Below are 20,625 nucleotides of genomic sequence, written 5' to 3'. Positions count from 1 at the left end.
GTGCCGCATAATGTATCCGCCCTCGCTCATACTATGTCGAACCCCGCGCCGGCCATCGGGCCGCGCGGCCAAGCTGCGATACGAGAGGGTGGGACCTGATGACGATGGAGATGAACAAGGCGCCGAGCGTAGCGGAGCAGCCGGCGGCAGTACCCGAAGAGCCGCGCAAGAGCACGGCGACGGATACGTTGATTCAGCTCGGCACGACAGCGGTTCCTGCGGCTGAATCGAACATATTCTGCCTGACGATCATCGGACAGGTCGAAGGACATATGATGCTGCCTCCCCAGAACAAAACGACGAAATACGAGCATGTCATCCCGCAGCTCGTCGCCGCGGAGCAAAATCCGAAGGTCGAGGGTCTGTTGATCGTGCTCAATACGGTCGGCGGCGATGTCGAAGCGGGGCTCGCGATCGCGGAGATGATCTCGTCGCTCTCGAAGCCCAAGGTGGCGGTCGTCCTCGGAGGCGGGCACTCCATCGGCGTGCCGATCGCCGTAGCGTCCGACTATACGTTTATCGCCGAGAGCGCGACGATGACGATTCATCCGATCCGCATGAACGGCCTGGTCATCGGCGTTCCCCAGACGTTCGAGTATTTGGACAAGATGCAGGAGCGCGTCGTGCGCTTCGTCACCCGCCACAGCGGCGTCGGCGAGAAGAAGTTCAAGGAGCTGATGTTCAAGACGGGCGAGCTGGCGCGGGATATCGGTACGACGGTCGTCGGGCCGGACGCCGTGTCCTACGGTCTGATCGACGCCATCGGCGGGATCGGGGACGCGCTCAGAGAGCTTAATCGCAGAATTGCGCAGCGAAGACTCGCCTGCATCTCCCCGCAGGGAGGGGAGATCCAATGACGCTCTATACGACAGTGCCGCTCGAGCTCGTGCTGGAAGGCTGGAGCGCGGGCCAGGAGACGATGATCGAGATCGAGCAAGGCGCGGTGCGCATGCTGGTCGCGCCTGTCGCACCGGGCATCGGCAAGATCGTGCGGCTGCTGTCGGCGCCGCTGGAAGCCTATCTGCTCTCGTCCCTGGAGCCGGGCAGACTGATCTGCTACGGCGCCGCCGAGCAGCGGACGATTGTCGATTCGACGCCGATATCCGCGGGAGAATGGGGCCTTTAGCACGTGTGCCAGCGTCGCCGCACTCATGCCGTGTCCAGGTATTCTATGGTATAATGAGTGACCGGAGGTGGCGGTGTTGGCAAAACGAAAGCGCAAAAAGGCAACGCTTGGCGCAAGTCTCAAATATGAAATTTACGGCATATTGCTTATGACGATATCCGTCATCGCGATGTACGGCGAAGCGGCGGGCGGGCGCTCGCTGTCCAAGCTTTTCGGATATATGCTCGGCAAGTTTTATTTTCTGATCCCGATCGCGGGCATCTGGCTCGGTCTGCATGTGATGATCCGGCGCGCATGGCCGCGCGGCTGGACGATCCGCAGGAGCGGATTCGTCATGGTCTGCTGCGGCCTGACGCTGCTGAGCTCGATGAGCTTCGTCAATTCGAGGCTGGGACCGCTGGATGCGATCACGCCGTCGGCGATCTTCAGCCAGACGACGCATCAGCTTTACGAGGAGCTGTGGCGGGCGCCGGTCGAGACCGAAGCCCGCATCACCGGCAAGGATATCGGAGGCGGGCTGCTCGGCGCCGCGCAATACTCGATTTTTTATTGGCTGTTCGGCTACTACGGCGCAAAGTTCGTATTGATCGTCGAATTCATTATCGCCTTCATGCTGCTCGTGAACCGATCGTACGTGGATATGATGAAGGGCGTGCGCACGTTTTTGCGCCGGCTGGTGCCGCTGCTCGCGCAGCGTCTGTCCGGCGGGCGCAAGCTGGCCAGGGCCAAGGCGGTTCCGGTGCGCGGCAGACCCAAGAAGGCGGCGCCCGCAGTCGCGCTGGCGTCGCTGGGGGACGACGACTTCGACGAAGAACCGCGGCAGTCCGGCGGCGATGCGAAGAAGCCTTATTTCTTTCAGCTGTTCCACGGCAAGCAGGGCGCACAGGAGGCAGAGGGGCAGGACGAGCTTGACGACGAGCCGGCATTGTACCCTTCGCAGCAGCCGGCGGTGAACATAGCGGCGCGTCCCGAAGGACGGACCCGCCGCGGCAAGGTCAAGGACGCGTTCGTCGCGGCTCCGGTCGCGGAGGCGGACGACGTCTCCGAGCCTTACATAACGGATGAGCTGCCTTGGGCTTCGGACAGCCGGACCGACGAGGGACCCCGGTTCCACGATTTTGCCGACCAGCTGGCGGATGTGCGGGACGAAGACACATGGACGCAGTCCGAGCTGGAGCTCGCGGACGTTGATGGCGCCGTACCCGCCGCCGAACCGGACATGGCAGGATCACATGATCTGCCCCCGCCGGGCGGGGAGGACTTGACCGGCGCGGCCGCCTCCGCTGTCCCCGGAGCGAATGCCGGCGCGTCTGCGGAGACGCCGGCCAATGCGCAGCCGCCCGTCAAGCCCAAGCGCATATACCGCATGCCGCCGCTCCACCTGCTCGGCAAGCCGCAGGGCGGAGGGAAGGGGGCGGGCGGCGAAGGCGGCCGCGAGGTCGCCCGCAAGCTCGAGGCGACGCTGGAGAGCTTCGGCGTCCGCGCCAAAGTGCTCGACGTCGCGCGGGGACCTGCGGTCACGCGCTACGAGCTGCAGCCCGACGTCGGCGTCAAGGTGAGCCGGATCGTCAGTCTGACCGACGATATCGCACTGGCGCTGGCGGCCAAGGACATCCGCATGGAGGCGCCGATCCCGGGCAAGTCGGCGATCGGCATCGAGGTGCCCAACAACGAGGTCAGCGTCGTGACGCTGCGCGAGGTGCTCGAGACGCCGACGTTCCAGGAGGCGCCGAGCAAGCTCACGATAGCCTTCGGCCGCGACATCTCCGGGCAGCCGATCGTGGGCAATCTGGCCCGGATGCCGCATATGCTCGTCGCCGGCGCGACCGGCTCGGGCAAGTCCGTCTGCATCAACGGCATCATCACGAGTCTGCTGTACAAGGCCAAGCCGGACGAAGTGAAGTTCCTCATGATCGACCCCAAGATGGTCGAGCTGAACGTATACAACGGCATCCCGCATCTGCTGGCGCCCGTCGTGACGGACCCGCGCAGAGCTTCGCTGGCGCTGAAGAAGATCGTCGTCGAGATGGAAAAGCGTTACGAGAAATTTTCCAAATCCGGCACCCGCAACATCGAAGGCTACAACAATCTGATGCTGAGCGGCGACAACCCGGACGGCGTGCTGCCGTATATCGTTGTCATCGTGGACGAGCTCGCCGACCTGATGATGGTCGCCGCCGGGGACGTCGAGGATGCGATCTGCCGTCTGGCGCAGATGGCGCGCGCCGCCGGCATTCACCTGATCATCGCGACGCAGCGGCCGTCGGTCGACGTCATTACGGGCGTCATCAAGGCGAATATTCCGAGCCGGATCGCGTTCGGCGTATCGTCGCAGGTCGACTCGCGCACGATCCTCGACATGGTCGGCGCAGAGAAGCTGCTCGGCCGCGGGGACATGCTGTTCCTGCCGATGGGCGCCTCCAAGCCGATCCGCGTGCAGGGCGCGTTCCTGTCGGACAACGAGGTCGAGTCCGTCGTCGCATATGCGCGCGGCCAGGCCGAAGCCGAGTACAACGAGGAGCTCGTGCCCGAGATCGAGGACAACGACGACGGCGCAGCCGACGAGCAGCTCGACGAGCTGTTCGACCAGGCGGTCGGCATCGTGCTCGAGGCCAAGCAGGCATCCGTCTCGCTTCTGCAGCGCCGCATGCGCATCGGCTATACGCGCGCCGCCCGGCTGATCGACTCGATGGAGGCCAAGGGCGTCGTCGGTCCTTACGAGGGCAGCAAGCCCCGCGAAGTGCTCGTCACGCTCGAACAATTCCAGCAGCGCTCCTCCTGATTCGTCGGGAGCGGGCGTTTTTACTTTTGCCGACACGTTCAAGACGATTATGCATAGCCATCCATGACCTTCCTCATACTAAACGCGAAGCATGTCCGCCGCATGACGGCGGCACCGTGCAACACTACGTGAGGAAGGCGTGATTGCGAGATGCGCTATCGTTTAGTTTTTTTGACCGTGTGCCTGGTCTGCTGTTTGTTCGGCTTGTATACGTTGAACCACGCGGGCAAGCCGCGTGCTGTGCAAGAAGCGTTCAGCAGTGCGATCATCAAGAGCGGCGCATCCGGCAAGGACGTATACGAGCTGCAAGGCAGGCTCAAGTACCTGGGCTATTACAGCGGCACAGTCGACGGCAACTTCGGCGGTGACACACTGAATTCGGTGAAGTGGTTCCAGTGGAAATTCGGCATGAAGGCGGACGGCGTCGTCGGCGGCAAGACGAAGCTCAAGCTGTGGCAGGCGACGAAGGACTGGAAGCCGACGGCAGCCGATCTGGGCAAGGAAGAGAAGCCGAGCGCGCCGAGCGGCGGCGGCGAGGCGACATCCGGCAAGGCGGATCTGCCGGCGTCCAACAATATGGGATTGTCCAAAAACGACCTGAAGCTGATGGCGAACGCCGTATACGGGGAATCCCGCGGCGAGCCCTACGAAGGGCAGGTGGCTGTCGCCGCCGTTATCTTGAACCGGGTGCGGGCCTCCGAATTTCCCAACACCGTATCGGGCGTTATCTTCCAGCCCGGCGCCTTCACCGCCGTCGCGGACGGACAGATCTATCTCGAGCCGAACGAGACGGCAGCCAAGGCGGTCAAGGACGCCCTATCCGGGTGGGACCCGTCGGACGGATGCCTGTATTACTTCAACCCCAAGACGGCGACTTCCAAGTGGATCTGGTCGAGGCCGCAATACAAGACGATCGGCCAGCATATTTTTTGCAATTAAACCGATCGCAGTCCCTTCCGCCTTATTTGCTTCGGGCTTGGCCATGCGCTAGAATGGGGCTTGAATCCAGAATCAGGGAAGGGATCTGAGGCCTTGCAGACTGAAGTTTTCAAGCGCGGCACTGTCGGCCGCATGCGCGTTCATGTATTGCCCACCGCCCGATTCAAGACATTCTCGATCTCGCTGTTCGCGGGCGTGCCGCTGGACGAATCCCGCGTCACCCCGGTAGCGCTCGCACCTTTTGTGCTGCGCAGAGGCACCGAGACCTACCCGGAGACGATCTCCTTCCGCGAACGGCTCGACGAGCTGTACGGCGCCGGGTTCGGCTTCGATATTTACAAGCGCGGAGATTATCAGATCGTCCAGTTCAGGCTGGATATCATCAACGACGCGTTCGTGTCGGCCTCGCAGTCGCTGCTGCAGGAGGCGCTGCGCTTTCTCGGCGAAGTCGTGACCGCGCCCGCGCTCGAGCAGGGCGTCTTCAGAGCCAAGTACGTCGAATCGGAGAAATCTACGGTCCAGAAGCGGATCGAGTCGATCGTCAACGACAAGATCCGCTATGCGGCGGAACGCTGCCTCGAGGAGATGTGCAGGCATGAGCCTTACCGCCTGCTCGCGCTCGGCCGCAAGGAGGAGCTGCCCGATATCACGCCGGCTTCCCTGTTCGAGAGCTACCGCAAGTGGCTGGACGACGCCGTATTCGATCTGTACGTATCCGGCGACACTTCCCTGGACGAGGTGACGGACCTGGCCGGCCAGCACTTCAAGCTGCCCGGCGGCGCGCCCGGGACGTACACGCCGGCTCGGATTGTGCCGGCCAGCGAGGCGCCGCGCACCGTCGTCGAGCGGCTGGACGTCGGCCAGGGCAAGCTGAATCTCGGCCTTCGCACCGGTATCGCCTATTCCGACGACCGCTATCCGGACCTGCTCGTGTACAACGGCGTTTTGGGCGCTTTTCCCCATTCCAAGCTGTTCATCCATGTGCGCGAAAAGGCGAGCCTCGCCTACTACGCGTCGTCGCGGCTCGACGGCCACAAAGGATTGCTCACCGTGCAATCGGGCATCGAGATCGCCAACTACGAGCGCGCGCTCGAGATTATCCGCGAGCAGCTGGACGCCATGAAGGCCGGCCGCATCGAGGATCAGGAGCTGTCCAAGACGAAGGCGATGCTCATCAACCAACTGCGCGAGATCCAGGACTCCGCGTTCGAACGCATCGCCTTCGACTACAACGGCATCGTGTCCGGCAAACAGCGCAGCGCGGATGAGCTGATCGCGTCGATCGAATCGGTCACGGCCGAACGGGCCGCGGCTGCCGCGGCCAGCGTCGAGCTGGACACGATCTACTTCCTGCGCGACCTGAAGGAGGAGACGGCCCATGTCCAAGCTTGAGTATCCGCAGCTGCAGGAGACGCTGTACCGCGAAGTGATGGACAACGGCCTCGAGGTGTTCGTGCTGCCCAAGCCCGGCTTCACGAAGACGTACGCCACCTTCACGACCCGGTACGGTTCCGTGGACAATCATTTCCGGCCCGCAGGCGAAGAAGCCCGCTCCGTACCCGACGGCATCGCCCACTTCCTCGAGCACAAAATGTTCGAGGAGCCGGACGGCGACGTCTTTTCCCGCTTCGCGGAGCAGGGGGCGATGGCCAATGCGTTCACCAGCTTCGACCGGACCTCCTATTTGTTCTCTTCGGCCGGCGAGCCGCTCGCGAGTCTGGATACCCTGCTCGACTTCGTGCAGAATCCGTACTTCACGGACGAAAACGTCGAGAAGGAAAAAGGCATTATCGTGCAGGAAATCAACATGTACAAGGACAATGCCGACTGGCGCGTGTACTTCGGCTTGATCGAAGCGCTCTATGCCAAGCATCCGGTGCATATCGACATCGCCGGCACCGAGCAGTCCGTCCGGTCGATCACGAAGGAGCAGCTGTACGACTGCTACCGCACGTTCTACCACCCGTCCAACATGACGCTGTTCGTCGTCGGAGGCGTCGATCCCGAGGAGACGCTGTCGCGGGTGCGCGCCAATCAGGCCCGCAAGACGTTCCCGCCGGGCGGGCCGATCGAGCGGCTGTTCGAGGCGGAGCCGGAGGACGTGCGCGAGACGAGGCGGGTCGTCAAGCTGCCGGTATCGCTGCCCAAGTGCATGATCGGCTTCAAGGAGACCGGCCCGCTGCCTGACGGCGAAGCCGGCATCCGCAGGGAGCTGGCTACCAAGCTCATGCTTGACTTGCTCACGGGCTCCAGCTCGCCGCTCTATCAGCAGCTGTACGACGACAATCTGATCTCCGACAGCTTCGGTCACGAATACAATACCGGGCCGGGCTATGCGTTCGCGGTCATCGGAGGGGATACGCAAAATCCCGACGAGCTGATCCGGCGCATCGGCGAGGCGATCGAAGCCGCGGCCAAGGACGGTCTGCCGCTGGCCTCGTTCGAGCGGACGCGGGCGAAGAAGATCGGCGCGTACTTGCGGATGCTCAACAGCCCCGAAGCGATCGCGGGCGAGTTCACCCGCTATCGCTTCAAGGGCGGCGACCTGTTCGATGTCGTCCGTCTGTACGAGAGCATCACGCTCGAAGAGGTGGAGGAGCGGCTGCGGGTGCTGGCGGATACGGGCAAGCGTTCCGTATGCATCGTGAGGCCCGACGCGGCGTCGTGACTTCCGCTGCGCGGCAGGAGGGGCAGGCGACCGCCTGCGCGTTGATCACGGGCGCCTCGCGCGGCATCGGGGCCGCCGTCGCGCGCAGGCTGGCGCGCGACGGCGCAGGCGTCATTATCCATTACCGCAGCGCCGCGGAGCTGGCCGACGCGGTGGCGGCGGACTGTCTGGCGCTCGGCGCGCGGTTCGCCGTAACTGTCGGCGCCGATATTCGCGTGCCGGGCGAGGTCGCCGCCATGCGGGCAAGTCTCGCGCGGTCGGGCATGATGCCGGACATCCTCGTGCACAGCGCGGGGACCGCCCATTACGGACTGCTCGAGGATCTGGACGAGGACGAATGGGACGACATCCAGCATGTGCATCTGAAGGCGGCCTACAGTCTGGCCAAGCACTTCGGGCCGGCCATGTCCTGGAACCGCCGCGGACGTATCGTCCATATCAGCAGCGTATGGGGCATCGTCGGGGCAGCCGGCGAAGCGGCGTACGCCGCTGCCAAGGGCGGGCTCAACAGCTTGACGAAGTCGCTCGCCCGCGAGCTGGCCGCTTCGGGCGTGACGGTCAATGCAGTCGCCCCCGGCGTCGTAGAGACCGATATGCTCGCGGAGCTGGCGCCGGACGAACGCGAGGCGCTGCTGCGGGAGATGCCGCTTCGCCGCTTCGCGGATGCAGACGAGGTGGCGGAGCTGGTGCGGTTCCTGACACTCGGGGATGCCGGTTATATAACGGGTCAGATCGTGGCGCTGACGGGCGGCTGGCGCATGTGAGCGCGCGGGTTCGCGATTCGAATAAAGCGGAGCGGGCATGGACATCTTAAGAGAGCAATGATGCCAACCTCAAGGAGGATGCTCGATGTCTACCGTGCTCAGCAACTTTGAGTCGTGGAAGAAATTCCTCGGCGACCGGATCGAAGCCGCAAAGGATATGGGGATCGGGGAAGAGACGATCGCCAAGCTCGCTTATGAGATCGGCGAATTCCTCGACAATAAAGTCGATCCTAAAAACGAGGAGCAGCGCGTTCTGAAGGAATTGTGGGACGTGGGCGACGAGTCGGAGCGCAAAACGATGGCCTCGCTGATGGTGAAGCTCGCGGGCCGAGGCTGAAAAGCCGGAGGCAAATGAAGGCCCTGCCTGAACGAGGCGGGGTCTTCATTTTGATGAAGTTCTCATTAAAAATAGGTCTAAAGTAGGAATCTTTTGTTGTCTTTTGCAGGAGTGCGTCCTGCGTTGTAGAATGAAGGTTGAAGGAAACGCATATGAGGTGTCTAATGAATACAAAACAGTGGTACATGGAATATAAGATACATAAAAACCGTCCCGGCTTGCTCGGCGACATCGCTTCGCTGCTCGGCATGCTCGAGGTTAACATTTTGACGATCAACGGCGTCGAGGACAGAACGCGGGGCATGCTGCTGCAGACCAACGACGACGAGAAGATCGAATTGCTGGGCAAGATGCTGGCCAAGGTCGAGAACATCTCGATCGTTACTTTGCGTCCGCCCCGGCTGACGGATATTTTGGCCGTTCGGCACGGAAGATATATCGAGCGGGATTCCGACGACCGCAAGACGTTCCGCTTTACGCGCGACGAGCTGGGGCTGCTTGTCGATTTTCTCGGCGAGCTGTTCAAGCAGGACGGCAATCAGACGATCGGGCTGCGCGGCATGCCGCGCGTCGGCAAGACCGAATCGATCATCGCGGGCAGCGTATGCGCGAACAAGCGCTGGGCGTTCGTATCGTCCACGCTGCTGCGCCAGACGGTGCGCAGCCAGCTGTCCGAGGAAGAGATGAATCCGCACAACGTCTTCATCATCGACGGCATCGTGAGCACGATCCGCTCCAACGACAAGCACTACAGCCTGCTGCAGGACATTATGGCGATGCCGTCGACCAAGGTCATCGAGCATCCCGACATTTTCGTGCGCGAATCGAGCTTCGACTACGATCTGTTCGATTGCATCATCGAGCTGCGCAATACGCCCGACGAGGAGATTACGTACGAGAACTTCACGACGGCAGGGCTCGACGGTGGATTCTGACCATCATTCATTATATAGAAACGGCCGGAGGTGAAGTTTGTGTCCGATCTGGGATTGCTGCTTCGCAAAGCGAGGGAGCAGCGCGGGTATACGCTCGACGACATTCAGGAGATTACGAAAATACGCAAGCGCTACCTCGAAGCGATCGAATCCGGCGATTATAAGGTACTGCCCGGCTCGTTCTACGTACGCGCCTTCGTTAAAACATATGCGGAGACGGTAGGACTGGACGCCGAGGAAGTGCTTCGCCTTTACCATAAGGAACTGCCAAAAGCGCCCGCGCCCGAGACCGCTGCGCCGGAGCCCTATATACAGCCCAAAAGCCGGAGGGTCCAGCACAACGATCGCGTCGGCAAAGTCGCCGTCACTTCGCTTATGTGGCTGTTTCCCATTTTGATCGCGGTCGTACTGTATGTGTACTATCTGAACGACAAAGACAAAGGATCCGAACCGGAAGGCTCGTCGCCGCCTCCGATCTCCACGGAGACGGCATCGCCTACCCCCGTTCGGACAGCGACGCCGACACCTACTCCCACGCCGACGCCTACGCCGACGACGACCGTTACTTTCCGGGAAAAAAAGAACAGCCGTTATTACTTTGACGTCTCTCCCGCCGGCTCGCACGTGCTTAAGATTACGTTCCCGGGAGGCAAGAGCTGGGTCGGCATCAACGAGAACAACTCCAACGGCAAATCGATATATGGCGCTACGCCCAAGCAAGACGAGGAGCTGACGTTCACGCTCGACAAGACGCCGCTGTATGTGAATCTCGGCTACGCCAAGGGCGCTCAGATCGAGATCGACGGCAACATCGTCGACGACGAGGACGTGCCGGGCCGCAGACGGTTCATCTTCACTGTCGTCGATGAGGCGGGCGCCGGACAATCGGCGACGCCTACGCCTTGATGAGGAGACGGCGGACGCATAAACGGACGACTCTGTAGAAAAGCTAGTACGGCGAGAGCATACTGGCAATGGAGGTTGCAGAATGGCGTTCAGCTGGATCGTAGTTGCGATCGGCGTCGTGGTCAGCCTGCTCGGCTGGTTTATGACGCCGGATGCTTGGGGTTACGGCATATTGGGCTTCGGCTTGGCATGGATTGTGCTCGGGATTTTGTATTTGCTTCGCGAACCGGCCCGGAGCAGATGAGGCGGCCGCGACCGGATAGAAGGAGGGGCGCTTATGCCCCTTCTTTTTTTGTGGCTTCCTTAAGATGAAGCGGGCATTTGGAATCCCGCCGCCATATCGTGCTATAATATGCTCACCGATGACAAAGAAAGGAAGACTACATATGGCATCCGAATACTCGTTCGACATCGTATCCAAGGTGGAGCTTCAGGAAGTGAACAATGCCGTTCAGCAAGCGATGAAGGAGATCGAGACCCGGTTCGACTTCAAGGGCAGCAAGAGCAACATCTCGCTGGAGGGCGAGTCGCTCGTCGTCGCCTCGGACGACGAATTCAGACTCAAGAGCGTGATCGACATCTTGCAGAGCAAGCTGATCAAGCGGGGCGTACCGATCCGCAATATGGACTACGGCAAGATCGAGCCGGCCTCGGGCAGCACCGTCCGGCAGAACATCAAGCTCAAGATGGGCGTCGATCAGGACAATGCCAGGAAGATCAACATCCTGATCCGCGACTCCAAGCTGAAGGTCAAGAGCCAGATCCAAGGGGACCAGCTCCGTGTGACGGGCAAGAGCAAGGACGATCTGCAAGCCGTCATGACGCTTCTCAAAGGCGCGGATCTGCCGCTTGAGCTTCAGTTCACGAATTACCGCTGATCCTGCTTGCCGCTTTCGGCATTTTTTGACACTGTCGCGCAGCTTCATTTATACTGACTTGAATGTTAATTTGGCGCAAACCTGGGGGAAGTCATTCATGATTGAGACATTCGGCGGCAGAGGACTTCGCAGCCAGCGGCAACCGGCATACGGCCGCGGCATGCATGACGAAGGGGAGGTGCCTGCATGAATCTCGCGAATCGGATCACACTCGCCCGCATCTTCCTGGTGCCGATCATGACTTTCTTTTTGCTGATCAAGCTGAACGTGGCCCCGCTCACGATCGGCTCCTACACGATCTCTTACAATCAAGTGTTCGCTCTGCTTCTGTTCATCATCGCGGCGAGCACGGACGGTCTGGACGGCTACATCGCGCGCAAGCACAAAATCGTCACCAATCTGGGCAAGCTGCTCGACCCGCTGGCCGACAAGCTGCTCGTCGCGGCCGTGCTCATCTCGCTCGTCGAGATGGGCAAGCTGGACGCATGGGTCGCGATCGTCATCATCAGCCGCGAATGGGCGGTTACGGGCTTGCGCCAGGTCGCGCTGCTCGAAGGCGCCGTGCTCGCGGCCAGCAAGTGGGGCAAGTGGAAGACGGCCATTCAGATCGCGATGATCATCGTGCTGCTGCTGAACAACTTCCCCTTCTCGTTCGTTCATATCCCGCTGGATACGATTGCCGTATGGGCGGCGGCGGCGATCACGGTCTATTCGGGCATCGATTACTTCGTGAAGAACAAGAACCTGATCCCGCTGTCCGATCCGCCTGCAGGTAGCGGCCCCAAGGAGGTGCGCCGCAACCCATGAGAGCGGAGATCATCGCGGTCGGCACCGAGCTGCTGCTCGGCCAGATCGTCAACACGAACGCGCAGTTCCTGTCCCAGCGGCTCGCCGAGCTTGGCGTCGACGTCTACTATCAGACGGTCGTCGGCGACAATGAGGAGCGGCTGAAGCAGGCGATACGGATCGCCCAATCCCGGGCGGACATCGTCATCTTCACCGGCGGTCTCGGCCCGACGATGGACGACTTGACGCGGGACGCACTCGCCGCGCAGCTGGGTCTGGGCATCGAGATGCACGAGCCGACGCTGGCCAAGATTGAAGCGATGTTCGCCGGACGCGAACCCTCGCTCATCGAGATCAACCGCCGTCAGGCGATGCTCGTCGCCGGCGCCACTCCGCTCCGCAACGATGCCGGCCTGGCGATCGGGGGCGCTCTGACCGCGGAGGACGGCACGCATTATATGCTGCTGCCGGGGCCGCCGCGCGAGATGAAGCCGATGTTCCTGGGCGACGGGGCCGCTTGGCTGAGGGACAGGCTGGGCCGCGCCGATGCGCTTCATTCGGCCATGCTCCGCTTCTGCGGCATCGGCGAGTCGGCGCTCGAGGAACTGTACAAGGATCTGATCAAAGCGCAGACCGATCCGACGCTGGCCACCTACGCCAAGGAAGGCGAGGTCACGCTGCGCGTATCGACCAAGGCCGATACCGAGGAGGAGGCGCTGCGCAAGCTCGAGCCGACGCTGCAGGAGATTCGCCGGCGCGGCGAACGCTACCTCTATGCGGAGAGCGACATCGCGCTGGAGGCCGAGGTCATCCGGCTGCTGACGGAGCAGCGGCGCACGATCTCGTGCGCCGAGAGCTGTACGGGCGGGCTGATCGCGACGCTGCTGACGACGGTGCCGGGCAGCGCGGACGCATTTCTGGGGGGCGTGGTCAGCTACAGCAACCCGGTGAAGCGGGATCTGCTCGGCGTCGATCCGTCGCTGCTCGAGGGCGAGGGTGCGCCGGGCGCCGTCAGCGAGGAGACGGCGATGGCGATGGCCGAGGGTATCCGCAGCGCCGCGAATACGGATCTGGCGCTGTCGGCGACCGGCGTGGCCGGGCCGGCGTCGTCCGAAGGCAAGCCCGTAGGGCTCGTGTACATCGGCATCGCGGAGCGCGGGCAGCCCCCCCGGGCGGAGAAGCTGCAGCTGCAGGGAGACCGTGAGGGCATCCGGATCCGCGCGGCCAAGCGGGCGCTGTACATGGCCTGGCTGCGGCTGAAGGGCAAGGCCTAGCTGACGCGGTATCTCGGAGCGCACGCGCCCTGCCGGGACGTATACGAGCCTCGCTTGCGCTTGCTGTCGAATTATGATAGATTAATGAGGAAAGTTGCGGAAGAACCGTAGCGAAGATTACTTTGCTGCGGTTCTTTTTCGGAAATAATTCGAACAAATGTTCGCAAAAAGCTTGGCAAACGGTATAATAAAAGTTATAATATAACTATTAAATGATAAGGATGTGGGTGTGTTGTCCGATCGTCGCGCCGCATTAGAGATGGCTCTGCGCCAGATTGAGAAGCAATTCGGCAAAGGTTCGATTATGAAATTGGGAGAGCAAACCAACCTCCAAGTTGAGACTTATTCCAGCGGAGCGCTGGCTTTGGATATCGCCCTGGGAATCGGCGGATTCCCGCGGGGCCGCATTATTGAAGTATACGGACCCGAATCCTCGGGCAAGACGACTGTCGCCCTGCACGCGATCGCCGAGGTACAGCGGGCCGGCGGACAAGCCGCCTTCATCGACGCGGAGCATGCGCTCGATCCGATCTACGCTCGCAACCTGGGCGTCAACATCGACGAGCTGCTGCTGAGCCAGCCGGATACCGGCGAGCAGGCGCTGGAGATCGCCGAGGCGCTCGTGCGCAGCGGCGCGGTCGACATCGTTGTCGTCGACTCGGTCGCGGCGCTCGTGCCGAAGGCGGAGATCGAGGGCGATATGGGCGACTCGTTCGTCGGCCTGCAGGCGCGTCTGATGTCCCAGGCGATGCGCAAGCTGTCCGGCGCCATCAGCAAGTCCAAGTCGATCGCGATCTTCATCAACCAGCTTCGCGAGAAGGTCGGGGTCATGTTCGGCAATCCCGAGACGACGCCCGGCGGCCGCGCGCTGAAGTTCTACGCCAGCGTACGTCTGGACGTGCGCCGGATCGAGTCGATCAAGCAGGGCAACGATGTCGTGGGCAACCGCACGCGTATCAAGGTCGTGAAGAACAAGGTGGCGCCGCCATTCAAGCAGGCCGAAGTCGACATTATGTACGGCGAAGGCATCTCGCGCGAAGGCAGCATCATCGATATCGGCGTCGAGCTGGATATCGTGCAGAAGAGCGGCGCCTGGTTCTCGTACAGTGGCGAGCGCCTTGGTCAAGGACGGGAGAATTCGAAGCAATATTTGAAGGATCATGCAGATATAACCGGCCAGATCGAACGTCAGATTCGCGAAGCGACGCTGAACGAGGTGGCCGTGGCGGCGAGCGCGAATGCCGCGCAGCCAGATGAAGACGAGGACGAGCCCGAATTTGAACTTGAATAAGCATCGGCCGAAGGGCGTCCGCTAATGCGGATGCCTTTTTGTCGTATGTCGTCCTGCGCGGGGCGACGGAAGAGAGGAGACTGATCGGCATTGGTCATGAACAATAAGGAAGCGAACTCGGACGAGCGCATCGTCGACATATCCGAGGAGGCAGACTGGGAGCGCCTGCAAGCCGACCAGAAGGCGGCGGATACGTCTCCGCGCCCAACCATCGGCGGGAGCAGGGGGAGCGCCAAGCCGCGCGCATCGTTCGGCGGGAACGGAGGGGGCGCCAAGTCGCGGGCGTCGGCCGGCGGGACCAAGCGGAAGCAGGCGGCGCCGGCGAATCCGGTCGAGCCGGATGATGGGCCGGACGATGGCGTACCGGCCGCAGCGGTCATCACGGCCGTCGAGGCCGATCCGAAGCGGCCGTCCATGTACAAGCTGGCGGTAGCGGTCGAGGGAGCGTCCGAGGGAGCGTCCGAGGAGGCGATGCTGAGCATCCACGAGGATACGCTCGTCGCCTGGCGGCTGCTCAAAGGCAGGAGACTGTCGCCGGAGGAATGGGCGATGCTGCGCAAGGAGCAAGAAAAGGAGGAGGCCTACCGGTCGGCGCTGTATATGCTGGAGTTCAAAACCCGCACGCAAACCGAGCTGCGCCGCGGGCTCGCGCGCAAAGGGTACTCGACCGATGCAATCGCGGGCTGTCTCGAACGGGTCGTCCGCCAAGGCTATGTGAACGACGCCGTGTTCGCGCAGCGCTTTGCGGAGCAGCGGGTAACAGGGCATAAAAAGGGAAGCCGCCTGATTCGCCAGGAGCTGATGCAGCGCGGCGTCGACAAACTTCAGATCGACGAGGCGATCCGCGGGCTGGACGAGGACGCGGAGCGGGCATCGGCGCTCGCGCTGGCCAAGAAGAGATGGCCGTCGGTGAAGGGCAAGAGCGAGCGAGAGCGCCAGATGAAGCTGATGAACATGCTGCTGCGCAGAGGCTTCCCCGGTTCAACTGCCCGCGAGGCGGTACGGCTGGCCTCCGAGAGCGTGACCGATGAAGGCGACTGGGACGGAATGGACGATAGCCCGGACGGCGAAGATTTTCAGTGAATAGAGAGCGGATTCGGGCGCCGCTAGGCGGTCCCGGCTTTGCTTGACAATCCATTTTCACAAAAGATACAATGAATGAGTATTCCATCATCGCGATTCCGATTCTTTTTCCTTCCAAAAAATGATTCGGAAAGTGATTTTTCGACGATTTACACATGTCTACGGAACGGCTCTGAAGCCGGAGCACAATTAAATAGGTGTCCCAAGATTTGCCCTTGGTGATGCAACGAGGAGGTGAAGACCATGAACAGTGGACTCTGGGTCTTGATCGTCATCGTTGTTGGCGTGCTTTTCTTTGGGATCGGTTATGTCGTACGCAAGTCTATTGCGGAAGCCAAAATTTCCAGCGCTGAAGAGGCGGCTAAACAGATTGTAGAAAATGCAAAAAAGGAAGCCGACGCTCTCCGCAAGGAAACGGTACTGGAAGCCAAAGACGAGGTGCACAAGCTCCGGAACGAAGCGGAACGCGATATTAGAGAGCGCCGCAACGAGATTCAGCGGCAGGAACGCCGGCTGGTTCAGAAGGAAGAATCGCTGGACCGCAAGCTGGAGCAGCTGGAACGCAAGGAGGAGCAAGTCGCCAACAAAGAGAAACGAATCGAAGAGACCCAAGAACAGATCGAGACGCTTCATAAGCAGCAGATTACGGAGCTCGAACGCATCTCGAACCTGACGATGGAAGATGCCAAGCAGCTGATTCTGTCGACGGTCGAGCAGGAAGTGCGGCACGAGACCGCTCAATTGATCAAGGACATCGAACAGCAGGCGAAGGAAGAAGGCGACAAGCGCGCCCGCGACATCATCTCGCTCGCGATTCAGCGCTGCGCCGCGGACCACGTGGCGGAGACGACGGTATCCGTCGTGACGTTGCCGAACGAAGAGATGAAGGGCCGGATCATCGGCCGCGAGGGCCGCAACATCCGTGCGCTGGAGACGCTCACGGGTATCGACCTGATCATCGACGATACGCCGGAGGCGGTTATCCTGTCGGGCTTCGACCCGATTCGCCGCGAGATCGCACGCACCGCCCTCGAGAAGCTCGTCGCGGACGGCCGGATTCATCCGGCCCGCATCGAAGAGATGGTGGACAAGTCCCGCCGCGAGGTGGACGAGCGAATTCGCGAATACGGAGAGCAAGCAACCTTCGAAGTGGGCGTTCACGGTCTCCATCCGGATCTCATCAAGATACTCGGCCGCCTGAAGTTCCGCACGAGCTACGGCCAGAACGTGCTGAAGCACTCGATGGAGGTCGCTTATCTGACCGGACTGATGGCTGCCGAGCTTGGAGAGGATGTCTCCCTAGCCAGACGCGCCGGCTTGCTGCACGATATCGGCAAGGCGCTCGACCACGAAGTGGAAGGTTCGCACGTCGAGATTGGCGTTGAATTGGCGAAGAAATACAAGGAGCATCCGGTCGTCATCAACAGTATCGCATCCCACCACGGCGACGTGGAGGCGACCTCGGTCATCGCGATGCTGGTCGGCGCAGCCGATGCGCTCAGCGCCGCCCGTCCGGGCGCGCGTCGCGAGACGCTTGAGACGTACATTCGCCGGCTGGAGAAGCTGGAGGCGATCTCGGAATCGTTCGACGGTGTCGAGAAGTCTTACGCCATCCAGGCAGGACGCGAGGTTCGCGTCATGGTGCAGCCTGAGAAGGTAGACGACGGGGAAGCCTTCAGGCTCGCCCGCGACATCACGAAAAAGATCGAGAGCGAGCTCGACTATCCGGGCCATATCAAGGTCACGGTCATTCGCGAGACGCGAGCGGTCGAGTACGCCAAATAAAGCAAAATTATACGCTGGGAGTGGCCGTCAAATTGGCGGCCACTTCTCCCGTTATACGGAGTTTTTAACGGCTGGCCGGACGGCGCGCCGGCATCCGGAGAAAGGTGGATATTATGAAAGTCGTGTTCATCGGGGATATCGTCGGCAGCATCGGGCGGGACACCGTCAAGCGGCTGCTACCCTGGCTAAAAGATAAATATCAGCCGCATATCGTCATCGCGAACGGCGAAAATGCCGCAGCCGGACGAGGCATAAACGCGGCCATCACACGCGAGCTGTTCGCAGCGGGCGTGCAGGGCATCACGATGGGCAACCATACATGGGACAACAAGGAGATCTTCGAATTTATCGACGACGAAGCCCGCATGATTCGGCCGGCCAACCTGCCGCCGGGGACGCCGGGCCGCGGCTATACGATCATCAAGAGCGGCAGCAGAGAGCTGGGCGTCGTGAATCTGATCGGGCGGACTTTCCTGCCGCCATCGGACTGTCCGTTCCGCAAGGCCGATGAGATTATTGACGAGCTGCGTCGCAAGACGAAGTGTATTCTGGTCGACTTCCATGCCGAGGCGACGAGCGAGAAAATCGCGATGGGCTGGCATCTGGACGGACGCGCTTCGGTTGTGCTCGGGACGCATACTCACGTTCAGACGAACGACGACCGCATCCTGCCGGAAGGAACGGCTTATATTACCGATGCGGGGATGACGGGCCCACGTGACGGCGTCCTCGGCATGGAGAGGGAGACCGTCATCCGCAAGTTCATCACCGGCATGCCCGCCAGGTTCCAGGTGGCCGAGACGAAGTGGCATCTGAACGGATTGTTCGTCGATATCGACGAGTCGACCGGTCGGGCGGTTAGCGTACGGACGATCCGTGTGGACGAAGACAGCTGGATATCGGCATAAGCCGGGTGAGGTCGCTGCATTCTTGGGCGAATCGCCTGCACCAGGAGGGGCGACCCGCGAGATGGCGCGCCAGAAGTGGTCATCGCCTGCACCAGGAGAGGCGATCGACGAGATAGCGCGCCAGAAGTGGCCATCGCCTGCACCAGGAGAGGCGATCGACGAGATAGCACACCAGAAGTGGCCATCGCCTGCAACAGGAGAGGCGATCGGCGAGATGGCGCGCCAGAAGTGGCCATCGCCTGCACCAGGAGAGGCGATCGGCGAGATGGCGCGCCAGAAATGGCCATCGCCAGCACCAGGAGAGGCGATCGGCGAGATGGCGCGCCAGAAGTGGCCATCGCCTGCCCCAGGAGAGGCGATCGGCGAGATGGCGCGCCAGAAGTGGTCATCGCCTGCACGACGAGAAGCGCTAGGCGAGTCCCTCCGCGCCTGAATATTTATCGCCGCCGAGGCTCCTTTGCAGACGGAGCTTCGGCGGTTTTTTGTATGCCGCGTGCTTCGGCACCAAGCCGCTCGTCACATGCAGGAATGAATCGGCTCCCCCCCGAATATGATCGGTTAGTAAGCCCATCCTTACCCCGAGGAGGAACTGGTCATGGATGTATTAAAGGTATCTGCAAAGTCGAACCCAAACTCCGTCGCAGGCGCATTGGCAGGGGTGCTACGTGAGCGTGGAGGGGCAGAGCTGCAGGCGATCGGCGCGGGTGCGCTCAATCAGGCCGTCAAGGCCGTGGCGATCGCGAGAGGATTCGTCGCGCCGAGCGGCGTAGATTTGATATGCATACCTGCCTTTACGGATATCGTCATCGACGGAGAGGACCGTACGGCCATCAAGCTGATCGTCGAGCCGAGATAATCCGGCCGCGGCTGGGCAGCGGTATGAATCAACCTGCAATCGCATAGGGGCGGGCGGCGGAGGATACCGTGCGAATTGCCTTCTCACATGCGCCGCAGGTTTTTTTGTTTTGTCTGAAAAAGCGCTGCTGCGGCGCAATAAGCCAAGGCAGAAGGAGGAAGCATGCGAATGCGAATTGCGGATCTCCATTGCGATGTGCTGAGCAAGCTCGATCGCGATTCAACGCTGGAGCTCACGGCGCCCGCAGGGAGCGGGCTGGACGTGACGACCGGCGGGCTGACGCAGGGGAGCGTCGGATTGCAGGTGTTCGCCATCTGGGTGTCGCCGTCCATGCCGAGGACACCAGAGAGCGCGCTGCGCCAGGCGGAGCTGTTCCACAGCAAGGTGCTGGCGGCGCCGGGCATGCGTCATGTGCAGTGTGCGGCTGACGTCGAGGCGGTGCTGGCGCCGGACGCTTCGGAGACCGGAGCGCTGCTGGCGCTCGAAGGCGCGGATTCGCTGCGCGGCGAATGGTGGGCGCTGCGCCTGCTCAGACGTCTCGGCCTCAGGATGCTCGGGCTCACCTGGAACGAGGCGAACTGGGCCAGTGACGGGATTATGGAGCCTCGGGGCGGAGGACTGACCGGAGACGGGCGCAAGCTCGTCGTCGAATGCGAGGCGCTGGGCATCTTGCTGGACGTATCGCATCTGTCGGAGCGCGGCTTCTGGGAAGTGGCCGAGCTAGCCGGGCGCCCGTTCATTGCATCGCATTCCAATGCATACGCGATCTGTCCGCACCCCCGCAACTTAAGCGACGGGCAGATTCGCGCGCTCATCGCTGCCAACGGTCTCGTCGGGCTTACGTTTGTGCCCTTTTTTCTGCATGCTTCCCGTACTGCGGCCATCGACGACATCCTGCGGCACGCGGAGCACCTGTGCGCCTTGGGCGGCGCCCATCATATCGCCTTCGGCTCGGACTTCGACGGCATCGAGACATATACGCGCGGGCTGCGGACGCCGGCCGATTATGGCGCGCTCGTCGAAGCGCTGCTCAAGCGATTTCCCGAGCCGCTCGTGCGCGGCTGGCTGTCCGGGCATGCGAAGCGTTTTCTGACCGACAATCTGGGATGACTGGACTGTCTCCCAGCAGCTATAGATGAATGAGCAGGGCGACATTAAAAAGTATTATAGTGACAAATGTCCCGAAACTATTGCAATTTAACATGACGAAACATAAAATTTACTAGGTCATACAAGTCGGATTTACTGAAAAATTCGATCCAGCATATAACGCATCCGGCATGCTTTGCCGGTATATACAACAGTCA

General features: G+C 61.5%; 21 protein-coding genes. All 21 read left to right on the top strand.

Going from position 1 to position 20,625, the window contains the following annotated elements; genetic code table 11:
• Window positions 1-104: 104 nt before the first annotated feature.
• The 21 genes from VQ071_RS19160 (at window position 105) to VQ071_RS19060 (ending at window position 20,428) form a co-directional block, all read left to right on the top strand.
• Window positions 105-857 (top strand): ClpP family protease, encoded by a 753-nt coding sequence (locus tag VQ071_RS19160; protein ID WP_445293314.1) that lies wholly within the window; start codon window positions 105-107, stop codon window positions 855-857.
• On the top strand, window positions 854-1,126 hold the full coding sequence (locus VQ071_RS19155) for a YlzJ-like family protein (protein ID WP_340515757.1): 273 nt from the start codon (window positions 854-856) through the stop codon (window positions 1,124-1,126). The genes VQ071_RS19160 and VQ071_RS19155 overlap by 4 nt, the downstream gene beginning before the upstream one ends.
• Before the next feature lie 76 nt (window positions 1,127-1,202).
• Window positions 1,203-3,908, top strand: a complete 2,706-nt coding sequence (locus VQ071_RS19150; RefSeq protein ID WP_445293310.1) for a DNA translocase FtsK — start codon at window positions 1,203-1,205, stop codon at window positions 3,906-3,908.
• A gap of 150 nt (window positions 3,909-4,058) precedes the next feature.
• The gene (sleB, locus tag VQ071_RS19145) at window positions 4,059-4,847 is read left to right on the top strand and encodes a spore cortex-lytic enzyme (RefSeq protein ID WP_340515754.1); all 789 of its coding nucleotides are present in this window, start codon (window positions 4,059-4,061) and stop codon (window positions 4,845-4,847) included.
• Window positions 4,848-4,940: 93 nt separating this feature from the next.
• Entirely contained in the window at window positions 4,941-6,239 is a 1,299-nt protein-coding gene (gene yfmF, locus VQ071_RS19140; RefSeq protein WP_340515753.1) for an EF-P 5-aminopentanol modification-associated protein YfmF, read from the top strand.
• Window positions 6,226-7,515 (top strand): EF-P 5-aminopentanol modification-associated protein YfmH, encoded by a 1,290-nt coding sequence (gene yfmH / locus VQ071_RS19135; protein WP_340515752.1) that lies wholly within the window; start codon window positions 6,226-6,228, stop codon window positions 7,513-7,515. Before yfmF ends, yfmH begins: the two co-directional genes overlap by 14 nt.
• On the top strand, window positions 7,485-8,279 hold the full coding sequence (ymfI, locus tag VQ071_RS19130) for an elongation factor P 5-aminopentanone reductase (RefSeq protein WP_340515751.1): 795 nt from the start codon (window positions 7,485-7,487) through the stop codon (window positions 8,277-8,279). Before yfmH ends, ymfI begins: the two co-directional genes overlap by 31 nt.
• 85 nt (window positions 8,280-8,364) lie before the next feature.
• Window positions 8,365-8,616, top strand: a complete 252-nt coding sequence (locus VQ071_RS19125) for a DUF3243 domain-containing protein (RefSeq protein ID WP_340515750.1) — start codon at window positions 8,365-8,367, stop codon at window positions 8,614-8,616.
• A gap of 164 nt (window positions 8,617-8,780) precedes the next feature.
• Window positions 8,781-9,551, top strand: a complete 771-nt coding sequence (locus VQ071_RS19120; RefSeq protein ID WP_340515748.1) for a DUF3388 domain-containing protein — start codon at window positions 8,781-8,783, stop codon at window positions 9,549-9,551.
• Between the two features lie 39 nt (window positions 9,552-9,590).
• Window positions 9,591-10,457: a helix-turn-helix domain-containing protein gene (locus VQ071_RS19115; protein ID WP_340515747.1), complete on the top strand. Its 867-nt coding sequence runs from the start codon at window positions 9,591-9,593 to the stop codon at window positions 10,455-10,457.
• Window positions 10,458-10,539: 82 nt separating this feature from the next.
• Window positions 10,540-10,701: a hypothetical protein gene (locus tag VQ071_RS19110; RefSeq protein ID WP_340515746.1), complete on the top strand. Its 162-nt coding sequence runs from the start codon at window positions 10,540-10,542 to the stop codon at window positions 10,699-10,701.
• A 142-nt stretch (window positions 10,702-10,843) separates the two neighbouring features.
• Window positions 10,844-11,335 carry a YajQ family cyclic di-GMP-binding protein gene (locus tag VQ071_RS19105; protein WP_340515745.1) on the top strand — a complete coding sequence of 164 codons (492 nt, stop codon included), beginning with the start codon at window positions 10,844-10,846 and terminating at the stop codon, window positions 11,333-11,335.
• 186 nt (window positions 11,336-11,521) lie between these two features.
• Entirely contained in the window at window positions 11,522-12,142 is a 621-nt protein-coding gene (gene pgsA, locus VQ071_RS19100; protein ID WP_340515744.1) for a CDP-diacylglycerol--glycerol-3-phosphate 3-phosphatidyltransferase, read from the top strand.
• On the top strand, window positions 12,139-13,395 hold the full coding sequence (locus VQ071_RS19095; RefSeq protein ID WP_340515742.1) for a competence/damage-inducible protein A: 1,257 nt from the start codon (window positions 12,139-12,141) through the stop codon (window positions 13,393-13,395). Before pgsA ends, VQ071_RS19095 begins: the two co-directional genes overlap by 4 nt.
• 232 nt (window positions 13,396-13,627) lie before the next feature.
• Entirely contained in the window at window positions 13,628-14,686 is a 1,059-nt protein-coding gene (gene recA, locus VQ071_RS19090; protein WP_340515740.1) for a recombinase RecA, read from the top strand.
• Window positions 14,687-14,782: 96 nt separating this feature from the next.
• Window positions 14,783-15,769 carry a regulatory protein RecX gene (locus VQ071_RS19085; protein ID WP_340515871.1) on the top strand — a complete coding sequence of 329 codons (987 nt, stop codon included), beginning with the start codon at window positions 14,783-14,785 and terminating at the stop codon, window positions 15,767-15,769.
• Window positions 15,770-16,012: 243 nt separating this feature from the next.
• Window positions 16,013-17,554, top strand: coding sequence for a ribonuclease Y (gene rny / locus VQ071_RS19080; RefSeq protein WP_340515739.1), 1,542 nt, complete (start codon window positions 16,013-16,015; stop codon window positions 17,552-17,554).
• 113 nt (window positions 17,555-17,667) lie between these two features.
• Entirely contained in the window at window positions 17,668-18,462 is a 795-nt protein-coding gene (locus tag VQ071_RS19075) for a TIGR00282 family metallophosphoesterase (RefSeq protein ID WP_340515738.1), read from the top strand.
• 61 nt (window positions 18,463-18,523) lie between these two features.
• Window positions 18,524-18,895, top strand: coding sequence for a hypothetical protein (locus VQ071_RS19070; RefSeq protein ID WP_340515737.1), 372 nt, complete (start codon window positions 18,524-18,526; stop codon window positions 18,893-18,895).
• 162 nt (window positions 18,896-19,057) lie between these two features.
• Entirely contained in the window at window positions 19,058-19,318 is a 261-nt protein-coding gene (locus VQ071_RS19065) for a stage V sporulation protein S (protein ID WP_044877525.1), read from the top strand.
• Window positions 19,319-19,486: 168 nt separating this feature from the next.
• Window positions 19,487-20,428 carry a dipeptidase gene (locus VQ071_RS19060; protein ID WP_340515736.1) on the top strand — a complete coding sequence of 314 codons (942 nt, stop codon included), beginning with the start codon at window positions 19,487-19,489 and terminating at the stop codon, window positions 20,426-20,428.
• The last annotated feature ends 197 nt before the right edge of the window (window positions 20,429-20,625 follow it).

The organism is Cohnella sp. 56, from assembly GCF_037963805.1.
Taxonomy (GTDB): Bacteria; Bacillota; Bacilli; order Paenibacillales; family Paenibacillaceae; genus Cohnella.
Note: the sequence above shows the minus strand (reverse complement) of the source record. Positions and strands in the feature narration are given on the sequence as shown.